This window comes from Burkholderia sp. Z1, assembly GCF_014893795.1.
GTDB classification, from domain to species: Bacteria; Pseudomonadota; Gammaproteobacteria; order Burkholderiales; family Burkholderiaceae; genus Burkholderia; species Burkholderia theae.
The window spans coordinates 2,708,959-2,727,927 of the sequence record NZ_JACFYL010000001.1 but is presented as its reverse complement, the minus strand read 5'-3'; the positions used below and the strand labels follow the sequence as shown (position 1 = coordinate 2,727,927).

Genomic DNA, 18,969 nt, shown 5'->3' with positions numbered 1-18,969 from the left:
TTCCCTGAACTTCCAACCCAGGAGTACGACGCATGCCGAAAGCAATCCGATACGACCAGCCCGGCGGCCCGGACGTGATGAAGTGGGTCGATGTCGAGGTCGGCGCGCCGAAGGCGGGCGAAGTCCGCATCCGGCAGCATGCGGTCGGTCTCAACTACATCGACGTGTATTTCCGCACGGGCCTCTACCCGCAGCCGCTGCCCGGCGGCCTCGGGATGGAAGCGGCGGGCGAGGTGACGGCCGTCGGCGACGGCGTGACGGCGCTCAAGGTCGGCGACCGCGTCGCCTATGTCGGGCAGCCGCCGGGCGCGTATGCGCAGGAGCGCGTGATGCCGGCCGAGCGGCTCGTGAAACTGCCGGACGGCATCAGCTACGACGACGCGGCGTCGGTGATGCTGCAGGGCCTGACCGCGCACTACCTGCTGCGCCGCACGTACCCGGTGAAGGCCGGCGACACGATCCTGATCCACGCGGCGGCCGGCGGCGTCGGCCTGCTCGTGTGCCAGTGGGCGAAGGCGCTCGGCGCGACCGTGATCGGGACGGTCGGCTCCGACGAGAAAGCCGCGCTCGCGAAGGCGCACGGCTGCGATCATCCGATCGTCTACACGCGCGAGAACTTCACGCAGCGCGTGAAGGAGATCACGAACGGCGCGGGCGTGCCGGTCGTCTACGATTCGATCGGCAAGGACACCTACATCGGTTCGCTCGACAGCCTCGCGCCGCTCGGGCTGTTCGTCAGCTTCGGCAATGCGTCGGGCCCGCTGCCGCCGATCGACTCGAAGGAGTTCTCGTCGCGCGGCTCGTTGTTCTTCACGCGGCCGACGCTGTTCTCGTACATCGCGAAGCGCGCCGATCTCGAAGCGGCCGCGGCCGAACTGTTCGACGTGATCCTGTCGGGCAAGGTGAAGACGAGCATCAACCAGCGCTATCCGCTCGCGGAAGTCGGCCGCGCGCATGACGATCTCGAAGCGCGCAAGACCACCGGCTCGACGATCCTCGTTCCCTGACCGTTCCCTCCGTGCCGGCGCCATGCCGGCACGCGTCTTCGCGGGCGGCGCTGCGGCGCCGCCCGTCCCGCCCCCGAATCGCTCCCGCCCTCGCGTTTACGCGTTTTTTATATCCGCCCCGATACCTTTGACCCGTCCTTTACGTGGGTTCCCATAAGGTTCTAGTCGTCTCACTTCGATGACGGAGAACACAAAAATGGATGGGGTATTTATCGGCGCCCTGGTGCTTTTCACCGCGCTGATCCTCGGTTTGATCGCCGGTTGCGAGAAGCTCGTGCAATACGGCCGCGGGGGGCGAGCATGACCTGGATGCTTTGGCTGGCGGGCGCATCGACGGCCCTGCTGTTCGCGTATCTCGTCTTTGCGCTGCTGCGCGCGGAGGACATCGAATGAACGCGAACAACCTGTTGCAATCGCTGTTGTTCATCGTCGTGCTGCTGGCGGCGGCCGTTCCGGTCGCCCGCTACCTGACGGCGGTGATGGACGGCACTTCGCGCGTCGTGCGCGTGTTCGGGCCGCTCGAGCGCGTGCTGTACCGCATCGCCGGCGTCGATGCCGGCAGCGAGATGAGCTGGAAGCAGTACGCGATCGCGACGATCGCGTTCAACGCGCTCGGCGCATTGTTCCTCTATGGCCTGCTGCGCCTGCAGGGCTTCCTGCCCGGCAACCCGCAGCAGTTCGGCGCGATGACGGTCGACGGCGCATTCAACACGGCCGTCAGCTTCGTCACCAACACGAACTGGCAGGACTACACGCCCGAACAGACCGTCAGCTACCTGGCGCAGATGCTCGGCTTCACCGTGCAGAACTTCCTGTCGGCGGCGACCGGCATCGTCGTCGTGATCGCGCTGATCCGCGGCTTCGCGCGTCACACCGCGCAGACGATCGGCAACTTCTGGGTCGACCTCACGCGCGTGACGATGTACGTGCTCGTGCCGATGTCGATGATCATCGCCGGGCTGCTGATGAGCCAGGGCGTGATCCAGAACATGAAGTCGTACGAGGACGTGCCGGTGCTGCAGGCGAGCACCTATGCGGCGCCGAAGCTCGACGCGCAGGGCAACCCGGTGAAGGACGACAAGGGCAACCCGGTGACGGTGCCGACCCCGCTCACGAAGCAGACGCTCGCGATGGGCCCGGTCGCATCGCAGGAAGCGATCAAGATGCTCGGCACCAACGGTGGCGGCTTCTTCAACGCGAACTCCGCGCACCCGTACGAGAACCCGACGCCGTTCGCGAACTTCCTGCAGATCTTCTCGATCCTGATCATCCCGGCCGCGCTGTGTCTCGTGTTCGGTCGCATGATCGGCGACCGCCGGCAGGGCATCGCCGTGCTCGCGGCGATGACGGTCGCGTTCGTGGTCGCGGTCGGCTTCGAGGTGAGCGCCGAGCAGGGCGGCAACCCGACGCTCGCCGCGCTGCACGTCGACCAGTCGACGAGCGCGCTGCAGCCGGGCGGCAACATGGAAGGCAAGGAAACGCGCTTCGGGATCGCGCAGACCGGCATCTTCACGGTCGCGACGACGGCCGCGTCGTGCGGCGCGGTCGACACGATGCACGATTCGCTGACGCCGCTCGGCGGTCTCGTGCCGATGCTGCTGATGCAGCTCGGCGAGGTGATCTTCGGCGGGGTCGGCTCGGGTCTCTACGGGATGCTCGTGTTCGCGCTGCTCGCGGTGTTCGTCGCCGGCCTGATGATCGGCCGCACGCCGGAATACGTCGGCAAGAAGATCGAGTCGTACGAGATGAAGATGGTGTCGATCGTCGTGCTGCTCACGCCGCTGCTCGTGCTGGTCGGCACGTCGATCGCCGTGCTCGCCGATGCGGGCAAGGCCGGCATCGCGAACCCGGGCCCGCACGGTTTCTCGGAAATCCTGTACGCGTTCAGCTCGGCCGCGAACAACAACGGTAGCGCGTTCGCGGGCCTGACGGTCGGCACGCCGTTCTACAACTGGATGACCGCGATCGCGATGTGGTTCGGCCGCTTCGGCACCATCGTGCCGGTGCTGGCGATTGCCGGCTCGCTCGCCGCGAAGAAGCGCATCGCGGTAACGAGCGGCACGCTGCCGACGCACGGTCCGCTGTTCGTCGTGCTGCTGCTCGGCACCGTGCTGCTGGTGGGCGCGCTGACCTACGTGCCGGCGCTTGCGCTCGGCCCTGGCGTCGAGCACCTGATGATGTGGCTGGGCGCGTAAAGCGCGCCCGCATGGCGACACATTGAAAAGACTGAAGAGATTGAAGAGATCGCAATGACTCAACATTCCGCAACACGGTCCATGTTTGATCCGGCGCTGCTGCGCCCGGCGATCGTGGACTCGTTCAAGAAACTCACGCCGCGCACGCAGTTCCGCAACCCGGTGATGTTCTGCGTGTACGTCGGCAGCATCCTGACCACGATCCTGTGGATCGCGGCGCTCTCCGGCCAGGCCGAGGCGCCGTCTGGCTTCATCCTCGCGATCGCGCTGTGGCTGTGGTTCACGGTGCTGTTCGCGAACTTCGCCGAAGCGCTCGCCGAAGGGCGCTCGAAGGCGCAGGCCGCATCGCTGCGCAGCGCGAAGAAAGACGTGATGGCGAAGAAGCTCAACGAGCCGCATCCGAAGTCGCCGATCCGCATCACGACCGCGACCGAGCTGCGCAAGGGCGACGTCGTGCTCGTCGAGGCCGGCGACGTGATTCCGGCCGACGGCGAAGTCGTCGACGGCGTCGCATCGGTCGACGAATCGGCGATCACCGGCGAATCCGCGCCGGTGATCCGCGAATCGGGCGGCGATTTCTCGTCGGTGACGGGCGGCACGCGCGTGCTGTCCGACTGGATCGTCGTCAAGGTCACCGCGAACCCCGGCGAGGCGTTCCTCGACCGGATGATCGCGATGGTCGAAGGCGCGAAGCGCAAGAAGACGCCGAACGAGATCGCGCTGACGATCCTGCTCGTCGCGCTGACCATCGTGATGCTGCTCGCGACCGCGACGCTGCTGCCGTTCTCGATGTTCTCGGTGGAAGCGATGAAGGCCGGCCATGTGGTGACGATCACCGCGCTCGTCGCGCTGCTCGTATGCCTGATCCCGACAACGATCGGCGGTCTGCTGTCCGCGATCGGTGTGGCCGGGATGAGCCGGATGATGCAGGCGAACGTGATCGCGACGTCGGGCCGCGCGGTGGAAGCGGCCGGCGACGTCGACGTGCTGCTGCTCGACAAGACCGGCACGATCACGCTCGGCAACCGCCAGGCATCGACGTTCGTGCCGGCGCCGGGCGTGACCGAGGAAGCGCTGGCCGACGCCGCGCAGCTGTCGTCGCTCGCTGACGAAACGCCGGAAGGCCGCAGCATCGTCGTGCTCGCGAAGGAGCGCTTCAACATTCGCCAGCGCGACATGGCCCAGCTTCATGCGACGTTCATCGGCTTCTCCGCGCAGACGCGGATGAGCGGCGTCGATCTCCCCGGGCGTGAAATCCGCAAGGGCGCGGCCGATGCGATCCGCCGCTACGTCGAGACGCACGGCAGCCGGTTCCCGGAAGAAGTGCGCCGCGCGGTCGACGAAGTCGCGCGCCGCGGCAGCACGCCGCTCGTCGTGGCCGACCTGCATGAAGGGGCGGCGCGCGTGCTCGGCGTGATCGAGCTGAAGGACATCGTGAAGGGCGGCATCAAGGAGCGCTTCGCGGAACTGCGCAAGATGGGCATCAAGACCGTGATGGTGACGGGCGACAACCGGCTGACGGCGGCGGCGATCGCGGCGGAAGCAGGCGTCGACGATTTCCTCGCGGAAGCGACGCCGGAAACCAAGCTCGCGACGATCCGCGAACACCAGGCGGCCGGCCGGCTCGTCGCGATGACGGGCGACGGCACCAACGACGCGCCGGCGCTCGCACAGGCCGACGTGGCGGTGGCGATGAACACGGGCACGCAGGCCGCGAAGGAAGCGGGCAACATGGTCGACCTCGACTCGAACCCGACGAAGCTGATCGAGATCGTCGAGATCGGCAAGCAGATGCTGATGACGCGCGGCTCGCTGACGACGTTCTCGATCGCGAACGACATCGCGAAGTACTTCGCGATCATCCCGGCCGCGTTCGTGACCACGTACCCGCAACTGCGCGTGCTCGACATCATGCACCTGACGTCGCCGGCGTCCGCGATCCTGTCGGCGGTGATCTTCAATGCGCTGATCATCGTCGCGCTGATCCCGCTCGCGCTGAAGGGCGTGACCTACCGGCCGCTCGGCGCCGCGTCGCTGCTGCGCCGCAACCTGCTGGTCTACGGCCTCGGCGGCGTGCTGCTGCCGTTCCCGTTCATCAAGCTGATCGACATGACGCTCGCCGCACTCGGCTGGGCCTGAGGTCTTGAAGGAAACATCATGAAAACGTTGATTCGTCCGCTCGTCGTGCTCTTCGTCGTGCTTACCGCGGTGACGGGGCTCGCGTATCCGGCCGTGATGACCGTGTTCGGCCAGGCCGTGTTCCCGTCGCAGGCGAACGGCAGCCTGATCGAGAAGGATGGCAAGGCGGTCGGCTCCGCGCTGATCGGCCAGCAGTTCGACGCGCCGAAGTACTTCTGGGGCCGGCTGTCGGCCACGTCGCCGATGCCATACAACGCGACCGGCTCCGGCGGTTCGAACCTCGGCCCGCTGAATCCGTCGCTCGCCGACCAGGTGAAGGGGCGTATCGCCGCGCTGCGCGACGCGGGCACCGACATGTCGAAGCCCGTGCCGGTCGACCTCGTGACGGCGTCGGCGAGCGGCCTCGATCCGGAGATCACGCCGGCCGCCGCCGCGTACCAGGTCGACCGGGTGGCGAAGGTGCGCAACCTGACGCCCGATGCGGTCGCGCAGATCGTCGCCGCGAACACGACGGGCCGCCAGTTCGGCGTGCTCGGCGAGCCGCGCGTGAACGTGCTGAAGCTGAACCTCGCGCTCGACGCGGCGCAGGCCGCGCACTGATCGCACACTGATCGGCGTCCGGCGCGGTTCGACCCGCGCCGGACGCGTATTTTCCGACGGCGCATGCGCCGTCTTTGCCTTTTGCGGCGATTTGGAACAACAATGCTCGTACTCGCGCGCATCCGGGCGCTCCGCCTTCCTGACGCATGAACCGTCCCGACCCAGACCAACTCCTCGACAAGCTGCAGCGAGACGAAGAAAAGCAGCGGCGCGGCCAGCTCAAGATCTTCTTCGGCGCATCGGCCGGTGTCGGCAAGACCTATGCGATGCTGCAGGCCGCGCGCCAGCGCCTGCAGGAAGGCGTCGACGTCGTCGTCGGCATCGTCGAGACCCACGGCCGCAGCGAAACCGCCGCGCTGCTCGACGGCCTCGACGTGCTGCCGCTCGCGCGCATCGACTATCGCGGCCGCACGCTCGCCGAATTCGATCTCGATGGCGCGCTCGCCCGCCAGCCGCAACTGATCCTCGTCGACGAACTCGCGCACTCGAACGTGCAGGGTGCGCGGCACCTGAAGCGCTGGCAGGACGTCTACGAGCTGCTCGACGCGGGCATCGACGTGTATACGACCGTCAATGTCCAGCATCTCGAAAGCCTCAACGACGTGGTCGGCGCGATCACCGGCATCCGTGTGTGGGAGACCGTGCCCGACCGCGTGTTCGACGCGGCCGACGAGGTCACGCTCGTCGACCTGCCGGCCGAGGAGCTGCTCGAGCGGATGCGCGACGGCAAGGTCTATCTCGCGCAGCAGGCCGAGCGCGCGGTGCGCAACTTCTTCCGCAAGGGCAACCTGATCGCGCTGCGCGAATTGGCGCTGCGCCGCACGGCCGATCGCGTCGACGCGCAGATGCGCGAATACCGTGCCGACCGTTCGATCCAGCGCATCTGGCAGGCGCGCGAGCGACTGCTCGTGTGCGTCGGGCCCGGCGCCGAAGCGCCGACGCTCGTGCGTGCGGCCGCGCGGCTCGCCGCGAGCCTGAAGGCCGACTGGATCGCCGTATACGTGGAAACGCCGCGCCTGCAGCGGCTGCCCGATGCGCAGCGGCAGCGCACGCTCGACGCGCTGAAGCTCGCGGCCGAGCTGGGTGCCGAGACGGCGACGCTCGCCGGCACCGACGCAGTCGCCGCGCTGATCGGTTATGCGAAAGTGCGCAACGTGTCGAAGATCGTCGCGGGCGGCTCGCCGAAGGTCGGGCTGATGCGCCGCTTCGCGCGGCCGTTCGGCGAGAAGCTGGCCGAGCGCGCGGGCGACGTCGATCTGATGCTGATCCGTGCGTCCGCGAGCGACGAGGCGCGCGCCGCGCCGCTCGACCCGCGTGCGCGCGACTGGCGCGACGCGTTCGCGCAGTTCGGCACGCATCGTTCGCCGCCGCGCCACTATGCGTACGCGGCCGCGATCTGCGCGGCGATCACGGTCGTCGCGAGCCTCGTGTCCGAGCGGCTCGACCTCACGAACCTCGTGATGCTGTACCTGCTCGGCGTCGTGTTCTCGGCCGTGCGGCTCGGGCGCGGCCCGGGCGTGCTGCAGTCGTTCCTGTCGGTGGCCGCGTTCGATTTCTTCTTCGTGCCGCCGCGCATGTCGTTCTCGGTCAGCGACACGCAATACCTGCTGACCTTCTTCGGCATGCTGCTGACGTCGCTCGTGATCAGCCACCTGACGTCGACGCTGACGCGCCAGGCGAGCGTCGCGCAGCGCCGCGAGCGCCGTACCGGCGCGATCTATGCGATGGCGCGCGAGCTGGGCGCGGCGCTGACGACCGAGCAGATCGTCGAGATCGGCAGCCGCCACGTGGGCGAGGTGTTCCGCGCGCGCGTCGCGTTCCTGCTGCCGGACAGCGCGGACAAGGTGCGCCAGAAGATCGAGGAGCCCGATGCGGCCGTCACGCTGACGGGCGCCGATCTCGACAGCGACGTCGGCCAGTGGGTGTACGACCAGCAGAAGCCGGCCGGCCGCGGCACCGATACGCTGCCCGCGACGGTCGCGCTGTACCTGCCGCTGAAGGCGCCGATGCGCACGCGCGGCGTGCTCGCGGTCGCGTCGCGCGAGCCGCGCGAACTCGAGGTGCCCGAGCAGCAGCGGATGCTCGACGCATTCGCCGCGCAGATCGCGCTCGCGCTCGAACGGGTGCACTACGTCGAAATCGCGCGCGACGCGCTCGTCAACATGGAGTCCGAGCGGCTGCGCAACTCGCTGCTGTCGGCGATTTCGCACGACCTGCGCACGCCGCTCACGACGATCGTCGGTTTCTCGTCGATGCTCGCGAACGGGCGCGCGGCCGCGCAGAGCGGCGACGTTGCGGCGGCCGAACGGTTCGCGCAGCGCGAGGGCGAGCTCGTCGACGCGATTCACGACGAGGCGCTGCGCATGACGGGCATCGTCACGAACCTGCTCGACATGGCACGGCTGCAGGCCGGCAGCCTGCAGCTGAAGCGCCAGTGGTCGCTGCTCGAGGAAGCCGTCGGCGCGGCGCTCGCCGCGTGCAAGCGCGTGCTCGCGCGCCATCCCGCCCGTGTCACGCTGCCGGCCGACCTGCCGCTGCTGCAGATGGACGCGGTGCTGATGGAGCGCCTGTTCACCAACCTGTTCGAGAACGCGGCGAAGTACACGCCGCCCGACACGCCGCTCGACATCGGCGCGGAGCGCATGACCGACGACGGGCTGCCGTTCGTGCGCGTACACGTCGACGATCACGGCCCGGGCCTGCCGGCCGGCATGGAAACGCGAATCTTCGACAAGTTCACGCGCGGCGAGAAGGAATCGGCGACGCCGGGCATCGGGCTCGGCCTCGCGATCTGCCGCGCGATCGTCGAGGCGCACGGCGGTAAAATCGGCGCGCTCAACCGCACCGCGCCCGACGGCCACGTGACGGGCGCGCGCTTCTGGTTCACGCTGCCGGTCGAGACACCGCCGGCCGCACCCGCCGTACCCGATGACGAAGCCGACGTGCCGGGCGCATCGTCCCCATCCGAGCCATTGCCAGACCATGAGTGAACCCAGCCTGACCGTCGTCCTGATCGAGGACGAAAAGCAGATCCGCCGTTTCGTGCGTGCCGCGCTCGAAGAGGAGGACATCGCCGTGTTCGAGGCCGAGACGGGCAAACAGGGGCTGATCGACGCGGCGACGCGCAAGCCCGATCTCGTGATCGTCGACCTCGGCCTGCCCGATACCGACGGCCTCGACGTGATCCGCGAGCTGCGCGGCTGGTCCGAGGTGCCGGTGATCGTGCTGTCCGCGCGAACCCAGGAAGAAGAGAAGGTCGCCGCGCTCGACGCGGGTGCCGACGACTACCTGACCAAGCCGTTCGGCGTGTCCGAACTGCGCGCTCGGATCCGCGCGCAACTGCGCCGGCGCAACCAGGGCGGCGCGAACGAGTCGCCGAAGGTGAGCTTTGGCACCGTGATCGTCGATCTCGCGCTGCGCCAGGTGTGGCGCGACAACGAGATCGTGCACCTGACGCCGCTCGAATACCGGCTGCTCGCGACGCTCGTGCGGCACGCGGGGCGCGTGCTCACGCACCGCCAGTTGCTGCGCGACGTGTGGGGGCCGTCGCACGTCGAAAGCCATCATTACCTGCGCATCTACATGGCGCACCTGCGCCAGAAGCTCGAGCGCGATCCGGCGCAGCCCGAGTACATCGTCACCGAGACGGGCGTCGGCTACCGGCTCGTCGGCGCCGCGTGACGGGCAGCGCCCGGCGCCAGCAGCGCATGCGGGCGTGACGCCACGCGCCGGCGGGGTTGCGGCGACGCGACAGTCTCGCGACCGACGCCCGCCGTGCACACCGGCCGCGGATTCCCCGTTATGCTGACCGCTCAGCGAACAAAAACAAGGAGCGTGCAATGTCCGTCCGTCTGACCGTCATCTGTGCGCTGGCGCTTGCTGCGCCCGGCGCGTTCGCCCAACCGCTGCCGCCGGGGCAACAGCCGCCCGGTCAGGCGGCGCTGGCCAATCCCGCGTCGGTCAACTGCGAGAAACTCGGCGGTCGCCACGTGATCCGCAGCCTGCCGCGCGGGCAAGTCGGGATGTGCATGTTCAAGGATGGCCGCGTGTGCGAGGAGTGGACGCTGTACCGCGACGACCGCTGCGTCGGCGGCGCCGCGCCGAAGCGCGTGTCGAACTGACGTCGTTTTGAGCGGGCCCGGCCGATCCTGCCCCGGATCGGCCGCCGGCCGTGCGCCGTGCCCGGCGTGTCCGTAAGCATCTTGTTATACTCGGCGCCGCCCGGGGACGACCCCGGGTCATTCGCTTCAACGGGGACGGCCCCATCCGATACGGAGTACGTCGAGATGGCGTGGGTATTGTTGTTGATTGCCGGTTTGCTGGAAGTGGCCTGGGCGGCCGGCATGAAATCGTCGGACGGCTTCACGAAGCTCGGTCCGTCGGTGTTTACGATCGTCACCGCGCTGGCCAGCTTCGGGCTGCTCGCGGTCGCGATGCGCCAGTTGCCGCTCGGCACCGCGTACGCGGTGTGGACGGGGATCGGCGCGGTCGGCGCATTCGTGTTCGGCATCGTGATGATGGGCGAGGCGCTGACCGCCGCGCGCGTCGCGAGCGCTGCGCTGATCGTCGCGGGGCTGATCGGCCTCAAGCTGTCGTCGGCCGCCTGATGCCGGCCCCCGGGCGCGCGAGCACCCGGGGGCCGCGCTGCGGAATTGCGCCGGTCGCCCGGATAGCCTGTCTATAATGGAACGCATTCGGGCCTGAATGCCGATGCGCCGTTCGCGGCACGCGGTGCCGGTCGCCACGCGCCGCGCGGCCGGTCAGACCGACCCGATCCGATCAATCGGCAAATCGCACGGAAAGTGCAAGGAGAGGGCCATGATCGAAGCCATTTCGCTCGGCGCGGGGCTCGCGTGGGCGAGCGGGCTGCGCCTGTACCTGACGGTGCTGATCGCCGGCGTGCTGGCGCGGGTCGGCTGGCTCCATCTGCCCGACACGCTTGCCGTCCTGATGTCGCCGTGGGTCATCGGCGCCGCGGCCGTGCTCGCCCTCACCGAATTCCTTGCCGACAAGATCCCCGCGTTCGACTCGCTGTGGGATGCCGTGCACACTTTCATCCGCATCCCGGCCGGTGCCGTGCTCGCGGCCGGCGCGCTCGGCCATGCCGATCCGACCGTGCTGGCGGTCGCGGGGCTTGCCGGTGGCTCGCTTGCCGGTGCCGCGCACGTGGCGAAGGCCGGTACGCGCGCGCTGATCAACCTGTCTCCCGAACCGATTTCGAACTGGGTCGCGTCGTCGACCGAGGACGGCCTCGTGGTCGGCGGGCTGGTACTCGCGTTCTTCGTTCCGCTCGCGTTCCTCGTGCTGCTGGCCGCTTTCATCGCCGCTTCGGCATGGGCGCTGCCGCGCCTGTGGCGCGGTGTGTCGGGCGGTTTTCGCGGGATGGCGAACCACATGGTGTCGCGGCTCAACTCGATCGGGGGGAAGCGCGATTGAAGGGGCCGCAACACGCGGCGCAGCCGCCGGCCGGGCACCCCGGCCCTGACATGCACGCGCATGCCGGCCGCTTCGGCGTGCGCGACCTGATCCGCCAGGCCGCACGGATGACCGCGCGCGACTGGCGCGCGGGCGAGCTGACCTTGCTCGTACTCGCGCTGGTGCTCGCGGTCGCGGCGCTGACGAGCGTCGGCTTTCTTGCCGACCGGCTGCGCCAGGGGCTCGAGCGCGACGCGCGCCAGATGCTCGGCGCCGATTTCGTCGTGCGCGCCGATCGCCCCGTCGATCCGTCGTTCGACCGGCAGGCCCGCGCGCTCGGCCTGCAGACCGCAACGACCGCGATCTTCCCGAGCATGATCGCGTCCGCCGCGGGCGGGCAGGTGACCGACGCTGCGCCCTCGCGCCTCGCTGCCGTGAAGGCCGTGTCACCCGGGTATCCGCTGCGCGGCGCGGTCGATATCCTGCCGGCCGGCGCCACCGTCGCGCACAAGGCGGCTGCGATTCCCGCGCCCGGCACCGTCTGGGCCGATCCTGCGCTGCTCGATGCGCTGCACCTGAAGGCGGGTGATACGGTGCGCGTCGGGCTGCGCACGTTCACGGTCGCCGCGTCGATTTCCCGCGAACTCGATCGCGGTTTTTCGTTCGTCAATTTCTCGCCGCGGCTGATGATGCGCGCGGACGAACTCGCCGCGACCGGGCTCACCGGCTACGGCAGCCGCGTCACGTACCGGTTGCTGGTCGCCGGCGACGCGCAGGCCGTCACGCGCTTCGAAACGTATGCGCACGCGCGCGTCGACGGCGGGAAGCTGCGCGGCGTCGGCCTCGAGTCGTTGCAGGAAGGCCAGCCGCAGGTGCGGCAGACGCTCGATCGCGCGCGCCATTTCCTGACGCTCGTCGCGCTGCTGACCGCGCTGCTCGCGGCGGTCGCGATCGCGATGGCCGCGCAGCGCTACATGCGACGCCATCTCGATGGCTGCGCGACGATGCGCTGCCTTGGCGTGAGCCGCCGCACGCTCGGCGCGCTGTTCGCGCTCGAATTCGTCGGCATCGGGGTCGTGGCGGGCGCCGTGGGCGCGGCGCTCGGCTACGGCGGCCACTGGGCGTTGCTGACCGCGCTCGGCGGGCTGATCGAGGTCGCACTGCCGCCGCCCACGCTGTGGCCGGCGCTCATCGGCGTGGCCGCCGCACTCGTGCTGCTGCTCGGCTTCGCGCTGCCGCCGCTCGTGCCGCTTACGCGCGTGCCGCCGGTACGCGTGCTGCGGCGTGAGTGGGGCGATGCGTCGCGCACTGCGTGGGCCGCGTATGCGATCGGCGTTGTGCTGTTCGCGGGGCTGCTGATCGTCGCGGCCGGCAACCTGAAGCTCGGCCTGATCGTCGCGGGCGGCTTCGCCGGTGCGCTGGTCGGCTTCGCGCTGATCGCGCGGCTCGTGCTGTTCGCGGCCGCGCGCGCGGTGCGCAACGCGCGCGTGGCCGCGGGCGTCGGCTGGCGCTACGCGCTCGCGTCGCTGCACCGGCGCGGCACGTCCAGCGCGCTGCAGATCACCGCGCTGGCGCTCGGCCTGATGTGCCTGCTGCTGATCGCGATCACGCGCAACGACCTCGTCGCGGGCTGGCGGCAGTCGACACCGCCCGATGCGCCGAACCAGTTCCTGATCGACATCCAGCCCGACCAGCGCAACGACGTCGCGGCCTATCTGACCGCGCACGGCGTGCGCGACGCGGTGCCCGCGCCGATGGTGCGCGGCCGCCTCGTCGCGATCAACGGCAAGCCGGTGAATCCGGACGCCTACCCGTCCGACGAGGCACGCCGGCTCGTCGACCGCGAGTTCAACCTGTCGTACGCGACCGAGCTGCCGTCCGACAACCGGATCGTCGAAGGCGACTGGTTCGGCACCGCGGCCACGCCACAGATCTCGATCGAGGCCGGCCTGGCGAAGACGCTGAACGTGAAACCGGGCGACGTGCTGCGCTTCGACGTGACGGGGCTGACGGTCGACGCGCCGATCACGAGCGTGCGCAAGCTCGACTGGGGCACGTTCCGCGTCAACTTCTTCGTGCTGATGCCGCCGGCGGCGCTGAAGGATTTCCCGGCCGTCTATCTCACGAGCTTCCATCTGCCGGCATCGGATGCCGCGCTGCTCGATCCGCTGATCGCGCGCTACCCGAACCTGACCGCGATCGACGTCGCGCCGATCCTCGCACAGTTGCAGCGGATGATGCTGCAGGTGGTCGGCGCGGTGCAGTTTCTGTTTCTGTTCACGCTCGCAGCCGGCGTGCTCGTGCTGTACACGGCGCTCGCCGGTTCGCGCGACGAGCGGGTGCGCGAGGCCGCGCTGCTGCGCGCGCTCGGCGCGTCGCGTGCGCAGGTCAACGCGGTGCAGCGCGCGGAATTCGTCGTGGTCGGCGCACTGGCCGGCGTGCTGGCGTCGGCGGGCGCGATCGCGGTCGGCTGGGTGCTGGCGTCGCGCGTGTTCGACTTCCAGCTGGCCGTCGATCCGTGGCTCGTGCCGGCCGGCATCGTGGCCGGTGTCGCATGCGCCGGTGCGGCCGGCTGGCTGAGCCTGCATAATGTGTTGCGGCGCCCCGCGCTGCAGTCGCTGCGCGACGCATGAGCGTCGCCGGCGGCCCCGAAGATCCCGTTTTCCGACTATCCGTATGACCGATGTGAATGACGATGCGCCGTCGCAGCCGACGGCGTTCGAGCTCGTGGGCGGCGAAGCCCGCGTGCGCGAAATGGTGGACCGCTTCTACGACCTGATGGACCTCGAGCCCGAGTTCGCGCAGATTCGCGCGGTGCACCCGGCATCGCTCGACGGTTCGCGCGACAAGCTGTTCTGGTTCCTGTGCGGCTGGCTCGGCGGCCCCGACCACTACATCAGCCGGTTCGGCCATCCGCGGCTGCGCGCGCGGCACTTGCCGTTCCCGATCGCGTCGGTCGAGCGCGACCAGTGGCTGCGCTGCATGGCGTGGGCAATGGAGGATATCGGGCTGCCCGAGCCGTTGCGCGAGCGGCTCATGCATTCGTTTTACGAAACGGCCGACTGGATGCGCAACCGGCCCGGTTGATCGACCGGTACGCCGCTGCCCGCGCGCGGGACGATCTGCGTCTGGGCCCGCACGCCGCGCGGCGCGACACTGATCGTTTCCCCCATCGATACGAGGCTCGCCCGATGACGACACAAGCGCTGTTTCGCGAAGACGCGTACCTCACGCAATGCGATGCGATCGTTCAGGCCGTCGGCGACGACGGCATCCGGCTCGATCGCACCGTGTTCTATCCGCTCGGCGGCGGCCAGGCCGGCGACACCGGCACGCTGACGCTGCCCGACGGCGGCACGATCGACATTGCCGATACGCGCAAGGCGAAGTTCGACGGCGCGACGCCCGACGACGCCGTGCACGTGCCGGCGCCGGGGCAGGAGGCGCGTGTCGCCGCGCTCGAGCCCGGCACGCGCGTGGTCGCGACGATCGACTGGCTGCGCCGCTACCGGCACATGCGCCTGCATACGGCCGCGCACCTGATGTGCGCGGTGCTGCCGTACGCGGTCGACGGCTGCAGCGTGACGGCCGACTATGTGCGGCTCGATTTCGCGACGTCCGAAGCGATCGACCGCGACGACGTCGAGCGGCGCCTTGCGGGTCTTGTCGTCGGTGCGCATCCGGTCACGACCGAATGGATCACCGACGACGAGATGGCCGAGCGGCCCGAACTCGTGCGCACGATGAGCGTGAAGCCGCCGATGGGCCTCGGCCGCGTGCGGCTGCTGCGCATCGAGAATGTCGACCTGCAGCCGTGCGGCGGCACGCATGTGCGCAACACGTCGGAAATCGGCGGGCTGCGGGTCGCGAAACTTGAAAAGAAGAGCGCGCGGACCCGGCGCCTCGTACTGGAGTTTGCATGACGATCGACACCGGCACGGCGGGTGCGGCGCCGCTGGATCCGCACGCGCGGGAGATTCTGGATTTCTGGTTCGGCGAACCGGGTTCGGCCGAGTTCGGGCAGGAACGCAAGATCTGGTTCAACGGCGGCGCGGCGTTCGACGACGTGCTGCGCACGCGCTACGGCGCGTTGCTCGACGCCGCGTGCGATGGCGCATGCGATCACTGGGCCGGCTCGCCGTCGGGGGCGCTGGCGCTGATCGTCGTGCTCGACCAGTTCTCGCGCAACATCCATCGCGGCACACCGCGCGCGTTTGCCGCCGATCCGAGGGCGCTCGCGCTCGCGCGCCGCGTCGTCGCGGCCGGGTGGGACGCGCAGTTGCCGAGCGGGCATCACCGCGCATTCGCGTATCTGCCGTTCGAGCACGACGAGTCGGTCGAGAGCCAGCGCGAGGCCGTGCGCCTGTGCGCGGGCATTCGCGATGAGGCAGGGTGCGAGAGCTATCACCGCTTCGCGTTGCGGCATGCGGCCGTCGTCGAGCGCTTCGGCCGCTTCCCGCACCGGAACGCGATTCTCGGCCGTGCGTCGACCGATGAGGAGACGGCGTTCCTGCGCGAACCGGGTTCGTCGTTTTGAGCGGTCGGGCGGCTGCCCGCTGAGGAGAAGCGGCACGCCCGCGGAGTCGTGCGGGCGCCGTGGCGGTCAACGGAAGATGCGAGACGGCCGGCGCGCACGGCGCTCAGGCGGCCGTTCCCGACCGCTGCCGCACATCAAGCCAGGCACGACGGCGCGGCGCGCCGTCCTGCGTCACTGCAAATGCTGTTCGGGCGTGCGCACGTAGACGCGCAGCAGTTCGTCGTTGTCGCCCGGGCGGGCGCCGGTCCAGAACAGTTTCCATTCGCTGCCGGGCGCCGGATCGACGGCACGCACGCCCTGGACGATCATCCAGGTACAGCGCGTCGTCCGCGCGTCGTCGATCGGCGTGTGCTGGATGCCGGAGAAGTAGTACAGCATCGGCGCTTCCGATTCGCCGAGCCCGTGCAGGCTCGCCATGCAGTCGCCGTCGTTCCATTCGAGTGCGAGATGCGCGTTCAGGTCGTCGAACACCGAGCGGTAGCTCTTCGCGATATCGAGCCACGGCAGCAGCAGCGTATAGACGAGCCCCCATGCGACGAGTGCGCCGGCACCCCACGACAGCGCACCGCGCCAGCGGCCCGTCGTGCGCAGCTTCGGCAGCAGCGTCAGCCAGCCGATCGTCAGCGCGAGCGCACCGATCACGAGCGCGGGCTCGATCGGCATCGTCCAGTCGAGCGGCAGCCAGCGGCCGAGCGGCGCGAGATCCGCGCGCGACGCGGCCGGGTCGGCCATCACCGCCCAGATCGCCCATGCGAGTGCGGCGGTGGTGCCGAACAGGATGCGGCTCAGGTAATCCCATGCGAGATGCAGCTGGCGCGGCAGGCGTTCGATCGCCTGTGCGGCGACCAGCGCGAGCGGCGCGAAGAACGGCAGGATGTAGAGCTGGCGCGACGTCGCGGACACTTGCAGTACCGCGAGCCCGATGCCGACGAACAGCACGGGCAGCGCGATGCGCGGCGTGCGCCAGTCGCGCCAGGCACCGCGCGCGAGTGCGACGATCGCGAGCGGCGCGACCGGGAAGCCGACGAGCAGGAATGCGCGCAGGATGAAGAACGGCTTGTCGTTTTCCGCGCCCAGTTCCGGGACGGAGAAGCCGAAGAAGCGTCCGACGTTGTTATCCCAGAACCACGTCATGAACAGCGTTTCGGAGCGCAGGAACAGCGCGGTCGGCCAGATCAGCGCGAACGGCGCGAATACGAGCGCGGCAATGCCGAGCGAGCGCGCGAACGCGCGGGTGCGGCAGGCCGGGTAGAGCACCAGCGTACCCACGAGCGTGGCCGCGAACACGAGCGGCACGAACAGCCCTTTCGTCATCAGCGCGATGCCGACGCCCGCGCCGAAGATCGGCGCGGCCCAGCGGCCCGACGGCCGGACCGGCAGTCCGTGCCGCATCTGCTGCGCGCGCGCGACGTGCTGCATCACGAGTTCGAGCAGCCCGCAGAAGCCCATTGCCGTGCCGGCGAACAGCGCGACGTCCGTCATCATGTCGTGCATGTGCTTGATGACGACGAGCGTGCCTGCGCTCAGCACGACGGGGCCGATCACGCGCAGGTCGAACCAGCTGTCCGCGCGGCTGGCCACGCGCGCGGCGCGCGCGATGAAGCCGAACGCGAGTGCCGCGAACAGCGCGCTCGCGAGCCGTGCCGCGTCGTGCAGCGGCATCACGCGCTGCAGCAGCCATGCGAGGCTGGTCGCCACCCATGCGTAAAGCGGCGGCTTTTCCATGAACGGCAGGCCGGCATTGGTCGGCACGACGAAATCGCCGGTCTCGAGCATGTGCTGGATGATGCCGAACGTGTAGGTTTCGTCCTGTTTCCACGGATCGTGGCCGAGCACGCCCGGCAGCACGTACGCGCAGACCAGTGCGGCGACGAGCAGCCAGGCCCGCCAGCCGAGCAGCAGCGAGCGGCCGCGCGTGGCGCTGGTCGCGGCCGTCGCAGCCACGACGGGCGTGCCGGCGGCGTCCAGCTTCGCGGTGAGGTTGGCGTCGGCGGTCGAGCGGGTGTGCGGGGCCGGAGCGGGCACAGACGTGCGTCGCCGGCTGGGCGCTGCGGTTCCAGGCATGGAAAGGATCTCGGGTCGAGTCGAGCCGGTCCGGCGGCATGGGCAGGACCGATAAGGGCCACATCAGGGGGCGGCGGACAGGCGTGGATGACACCTGTCTGAATGTCCGCTAGTAGAACACGGAATTGTTACGGGTGTTTACTGAAACTGTCACAAAATTGTGGAGATTTGTGGTGTCGTGACGACAGATCGTTTCAGGCGGCGATTTTTATGCGCCGCGAATGCGGGTTTAGCGGCCGCCGCCGACGTCGAGCAGGGCGCCCGTCGTATAAGACGCCGCGTCGCCCAGCAGCCAGACGATTGCTTCGGCGATCTCGTGCGCTTCACCTGCGCGGCCGAGCGGCGTCTGCGCGCCGAGGCGGGCCGCACGGCCCGGCTGGCCGCCGCTCGCGTGGATGTCAGTCTCGATCAGGCCAGGGCGCACCGCGTTGACGCGCACGCCGTGCGGGCCGAGTTCCTTCGCAAGACCGATCGTCAGCGAGTCGACCGCGCCTTTCGAGCCCGCGTAGTCGACGTATTCGTTCGGCGAGCCGAGCCGGGACGCGATCGACGACACGTTGACGATCGCGCCGCCGCGCCCGCCACGGTCGGTGGACAACCGGCGCGCGGCTTCGCGCGCACACAGGTACGCGCCGAGCACGTTGGTGTCGAACATCCGCCGCAGCCGGTCGGCCGGCATGTCGGCGAGCGGCATTGACGGCGCGACGATGCCCGCGTTGTTGACGAGCGCGTCGAGGCGTCCGAATGCGGCGGTGACACCGTCGAACATCGCGACGACGTCGGCTTCGTTCGCGACGTCGCCCGCGACCACGCACGCACGGCCGCCCGCGTCGCGGACGGCTTGCGCGGTGAGTTCGGCCGCTGCCGCGTCGCGCGCGTAGTTGATGCCGACGTCCCAGCCGCGTTCGGCCGCGAGCACGGCGGTCGCGCGGCCGATGCCACGGCTCGCGCCGGTGATGAGGACGGCCTTGCAGTCGGACGGTGCGGTCATCGCGTGCGGTTTCCGGTGAGG

At 69.4% G+C, this 18,969-nt stretch carries 16 protein-coding genes; 14 read left to right on the top strand and 2 right to left on the bottom strand.

Annotated features, from left to right (window positions below; translation table 11 throughout):
• The first annotated feature begins 32 nt into the window (after window positions 1-32).
• The 14 genes from H3H55_RS12620 to H3H55_RS12555 all read left to right on the top strand — a co-directional run bounded on the left by H3H55_RS12620 (window position 33) and on the right by H3H55_RS12555 (window position 15,893).
• Window positions 33-1,007: a quinone oxidoreductase family protein gene (locus H3H55_RS12620; RefSeq protein WP_193098778.1), complete on the top strand. Its 975-nt coding sequence runs from the start codon at window positions 33-35 to the stop codon at window positions 1,005-1,007.
• Window positions 1,008-1,307: 300 nt separating this feature from the next.
• Window positions 1,308-1,400 (top strand): K(+)-transporting ATPase subunit F, encoded by a 93-nt coding sequence (gene kdpF / locus H3H55_RS12615; RefSeq protein WP_006752209.1) that lies wholly within the window; start codon window positions 1,308-1,310, stop codon window positions 1,398-1,400.
• Window positions 1,397-3,202 (top strand): potassium-transporting ATPase subunit KdpA, encoded by a 1,806-nt coding sequence (gene kdpA, locus H3H55_RS12610; RefSeq protein WP_193098777.1) that lies wholly within the window; start codon window positions 1,397-1,399, stop codon window positions 3,200-3,202. The genes kdpF and kdpA overlap by 4 nt, the downstream gene beginning before the upstream one ends.
• A 54-nt stretch (window positions 3,203-3,256) precedes the next feature.
• A complete protein-coding gene (gene kdpB / locus H3H55_RS12605) occupies window positions 3,257-5,341 on the top strand; it encodes a potassium-transporting ATPase subunit KdpB (RefSeq protein WP_047898641.1) in 2,085 nt (694 codons plus the stop codon).
• A gap of 18 nt (window positions 5,342-5,359) precedes the next feature.
• Entirely contained in the window at window positions 5,360-5,941 is a 582-nt protein-coding gene (kdpC, locus tag H3H55_RS12600) for a potassium-transporting ATPase subunit KdpC (protein WP_048249304.1), read from the top strand.
• Window positions 5,942-6,087: 146 nt separating this feature from the next.
• Entirely contained in the window at window positions 6,088-8,931 is a 2,844-nt protein-coding gene (locus H3H55_RS12595; protein ID WP_193098776.1) for a DUF4118 domain-containing protein, read from the top strand.
• A complete protein-coding gene (gene kdpE / locus H3H55_RS12590) occupies window positions 8,924-9,622 on the top strand; it encodes a two-component system response regulator KdpE (RefSeq protein WP_048249307.1) in 699 nt (232 codons plus the stop codon). Before H3H55_RS12595 ends, kdpE begins: the two co-directional genes overlap by 8 nt.
• A gap of 158 nt (window positions 9,623-9,780) precedes the next feature.
• The gene (locus H3H55_RS12585) at window positions 9,781-10,062 is read left to right on the top strand and encodes a DUF333 domain-containing protein (protein ID WP_129512628.1); all 282 of its coding nucleotides are present in this window, start codon (window positions 9,781-9,783) and stop codon (window positions 10,060-10,062) included.
• Between the two features lie 165 nt (window positions 10,063-10,227).
• Window positions 10,228-10,548 (top strand): quaternary ammonium compound efflux SMR transporter SugE, encoded by a 321-nt coding sequence (gene sugE, locus H3H55_RS12580; RefSeq protein WP_048249311.1) that lies wholly within the window; start codon window positions 10,228-10,230, stop codon window positions 10,546-10,548.
• Window positions 10,549-10,759: 211 nt separating this feature from the next.
• Window positions 10,760-11,377, top strand: coding sequence for a DUF4126 domain-containing protein (locus H3H55_RS12575; protein ID WP_048249428.1), 618 nt, complete (start codon window positions 10,760-10,762; stop codon window positions 11,375-11,377).
• 50 nt (window positions 11,378-11,427) lie between these two features.
• A complete protein-coding gene (locus H3H55_RS12570; RefSeq protein WP_193098775.1) occupies window positions 11,428-13,989 on the top strand; it encodes an ABC transporter permease in 2,562 nt (853 codons plus the stop codon).
• Between the two features lie 43 nt (window positions 13,990-14,032).
• Window positions 14,033-14,443, top strand: coding sequence for a group II truncated hemoglobin (locus H3H55_RS12565; protein ID WP_129512627.1), 411 nt, complete (start codon window positions 14,033-14,035; stop codon window positions 14,441-14,443).
• A gap of 104 nt (window positions 14,444-14,547) precedes the next feature.
• The gene (locus H3H55_RS12560) at window positions 14,548-15,279 is read left to right on the top strand and encodes an alanyl-tRNA editing protein (RefSeq protein ID WP_193098774.1); all 732 of its coding nucleotides are present in this window, start codon (window positions 14,548-14,550) and stop codon (window positions 15,277-15,279) included.
• Window positions 15,276-15,893, top strand: coding sequence for a DUF924 family protein (locus H3H55_RS12555; protein WP_193098773.1), 618 nt, complete (start codon window positions 15,276-15,278; stop codon window positions 15,891-15,893). The genes H3H55_RS12560 and H3H55_RS12555 overlap by 4 nt, the downstream gene beginning before the upstream one ends.
• Before the next feature lie 171 nt (window positions 15,894-16,064).
• Here H3H55_RS12555 and H3H55_RS12550 read toward each other — a convergent pair whose 3' ends face one another.
• Both H3H55_RS12550 and H3H55_RS12545 read right to left on the bottom strand, forming a co-directional pair.
• Entirely contained in the window at window positions 16,065-17,957 is a 1,893-nt protein-coding gene (locus H3H55_RS12550) for an ArnT family glycosyltransferase (protein ID WP_193098772.1), read from the bottom strand.
• A 229-nt stretch (window positions 17,958-18,186) separates the two neighbouring features.
• Complete coding sequence (locus tag H3H55_RS12545) at window positions 18,187-18,948, bottom strand: SDR family oxidoreductase (RefSeq protein ID WP_193098771.1); 762 nt, start codon at window positions 18,946-18,948, stop codon at window positions 18,187-18,189.
• Between the last annotated feature and the right edge of the window lie 21 nt (window positions 18,949-18,969).

Coding starts and splice junctions, on each gene's coding strand:
- H3H55_RS12555 (WP_193098773.1), top strand. CDS start 15,276: ATGACGATCGACACCGGCACGGCGGGTGCGGCGCCGCTGGATCCGCAC.
- sugE (WP_048249311.1), top strand. CDS start 10,228: ATGGCGTGGGTATTGTTGTTGATTGCCGGTTTGCTGGAAGTGGCCTGG.
- H3H55_RS12570 (WP_193098775.1), top strand. CDS start 11,428: ATGCACGCGCATGCCGGCCGCTTCGGCGTGCGCGACCTGATCCGCCAG.
- H3H55_RS12550 (WP_193098772.1), bottom strand. CDS start 17,957: ATGCCTGGAACCGCAGCGCCCAGCCGGCGACGCACGTCTGTGCCCGCT.
- H3H55_RS12595 (WP_193098776.1), top strand. CDS start 6,088: ATGAACCGTCCCGACCCAGACCAACTCCTCGACAAGCTGCAGCGAGAC.
- kdpE (WP_048249307.1), top strand. CDS start 8,924: ATGAGTGAACCCAGCCTGACCGTCGTCCTGATCGAGGACGAAAAGCAG.
- H3H55_RS12560 (WP_193098774.1), top strand. CDS start 14,548: ATGACGACACAAGCGCTGTTTCGCGAAGACGCGTACCTCACGCAATGC.
- H3H55_RS12620 (WP_193098778.1), top strand. CDS start 33: ATGCCGAAAGCAATCCGATACGACCAGCCCGGCGGCCCGGACGTGATG.
- H3H55_RS12545 (WP_193098771.1), bottom strand. CDS start 18,948: ATGACCGCACCGTCCGACTGCAAGGCCGTCCTCATCACCGGCGCGAGC.
- H3H55_RS12585 (WP_129512628.1), top strand. CDS start 9,781: ATGTCCGTCCGTCTGACCGTCATCTGTGCGCTGGCGCTTGCTGCGCCC.
- kdpB (WP_047898641.1), top strand. CDS start 3,257: ATGACTCAACATTCCGCAACACGGTCCATGTTTGATCCGGCGCTGCTG.
- kdpA (WP_193098777.1), top strand. CDS start 1,397: ATGAACGCGAACAACCTGTTGCAATCGCTGTTGTTCATCGTCGTGCTG.
- H3H55_RS12575 (WP_048249428.1), top strand. CDS start 10,760: ATGATCGAAGCCATTTCGCTCGGCGCGGGGCTCGCGTGGGCGAGCGGG.
- H3H55_RS12565 (WP_129512627.1), top strand. CDS start 14,033: ATGACCGATGTGAATGACGATGCGCCGTCGCAGCCGACGGCGTTCGAG.
- kdpF (WP_006752209.1), top strand. CDS start 1,308: ATGACCTGGATGCTTTGGCTGGCGGGCGCATCGACGGCCCTGCTGTTC.
- kdpC (WP_048249304.1), top strand. CDS start 5,360: ATGAAAACGTTGATTCGTCCGCTCGTCGTGCTCTTCGTCGTGCTTACC.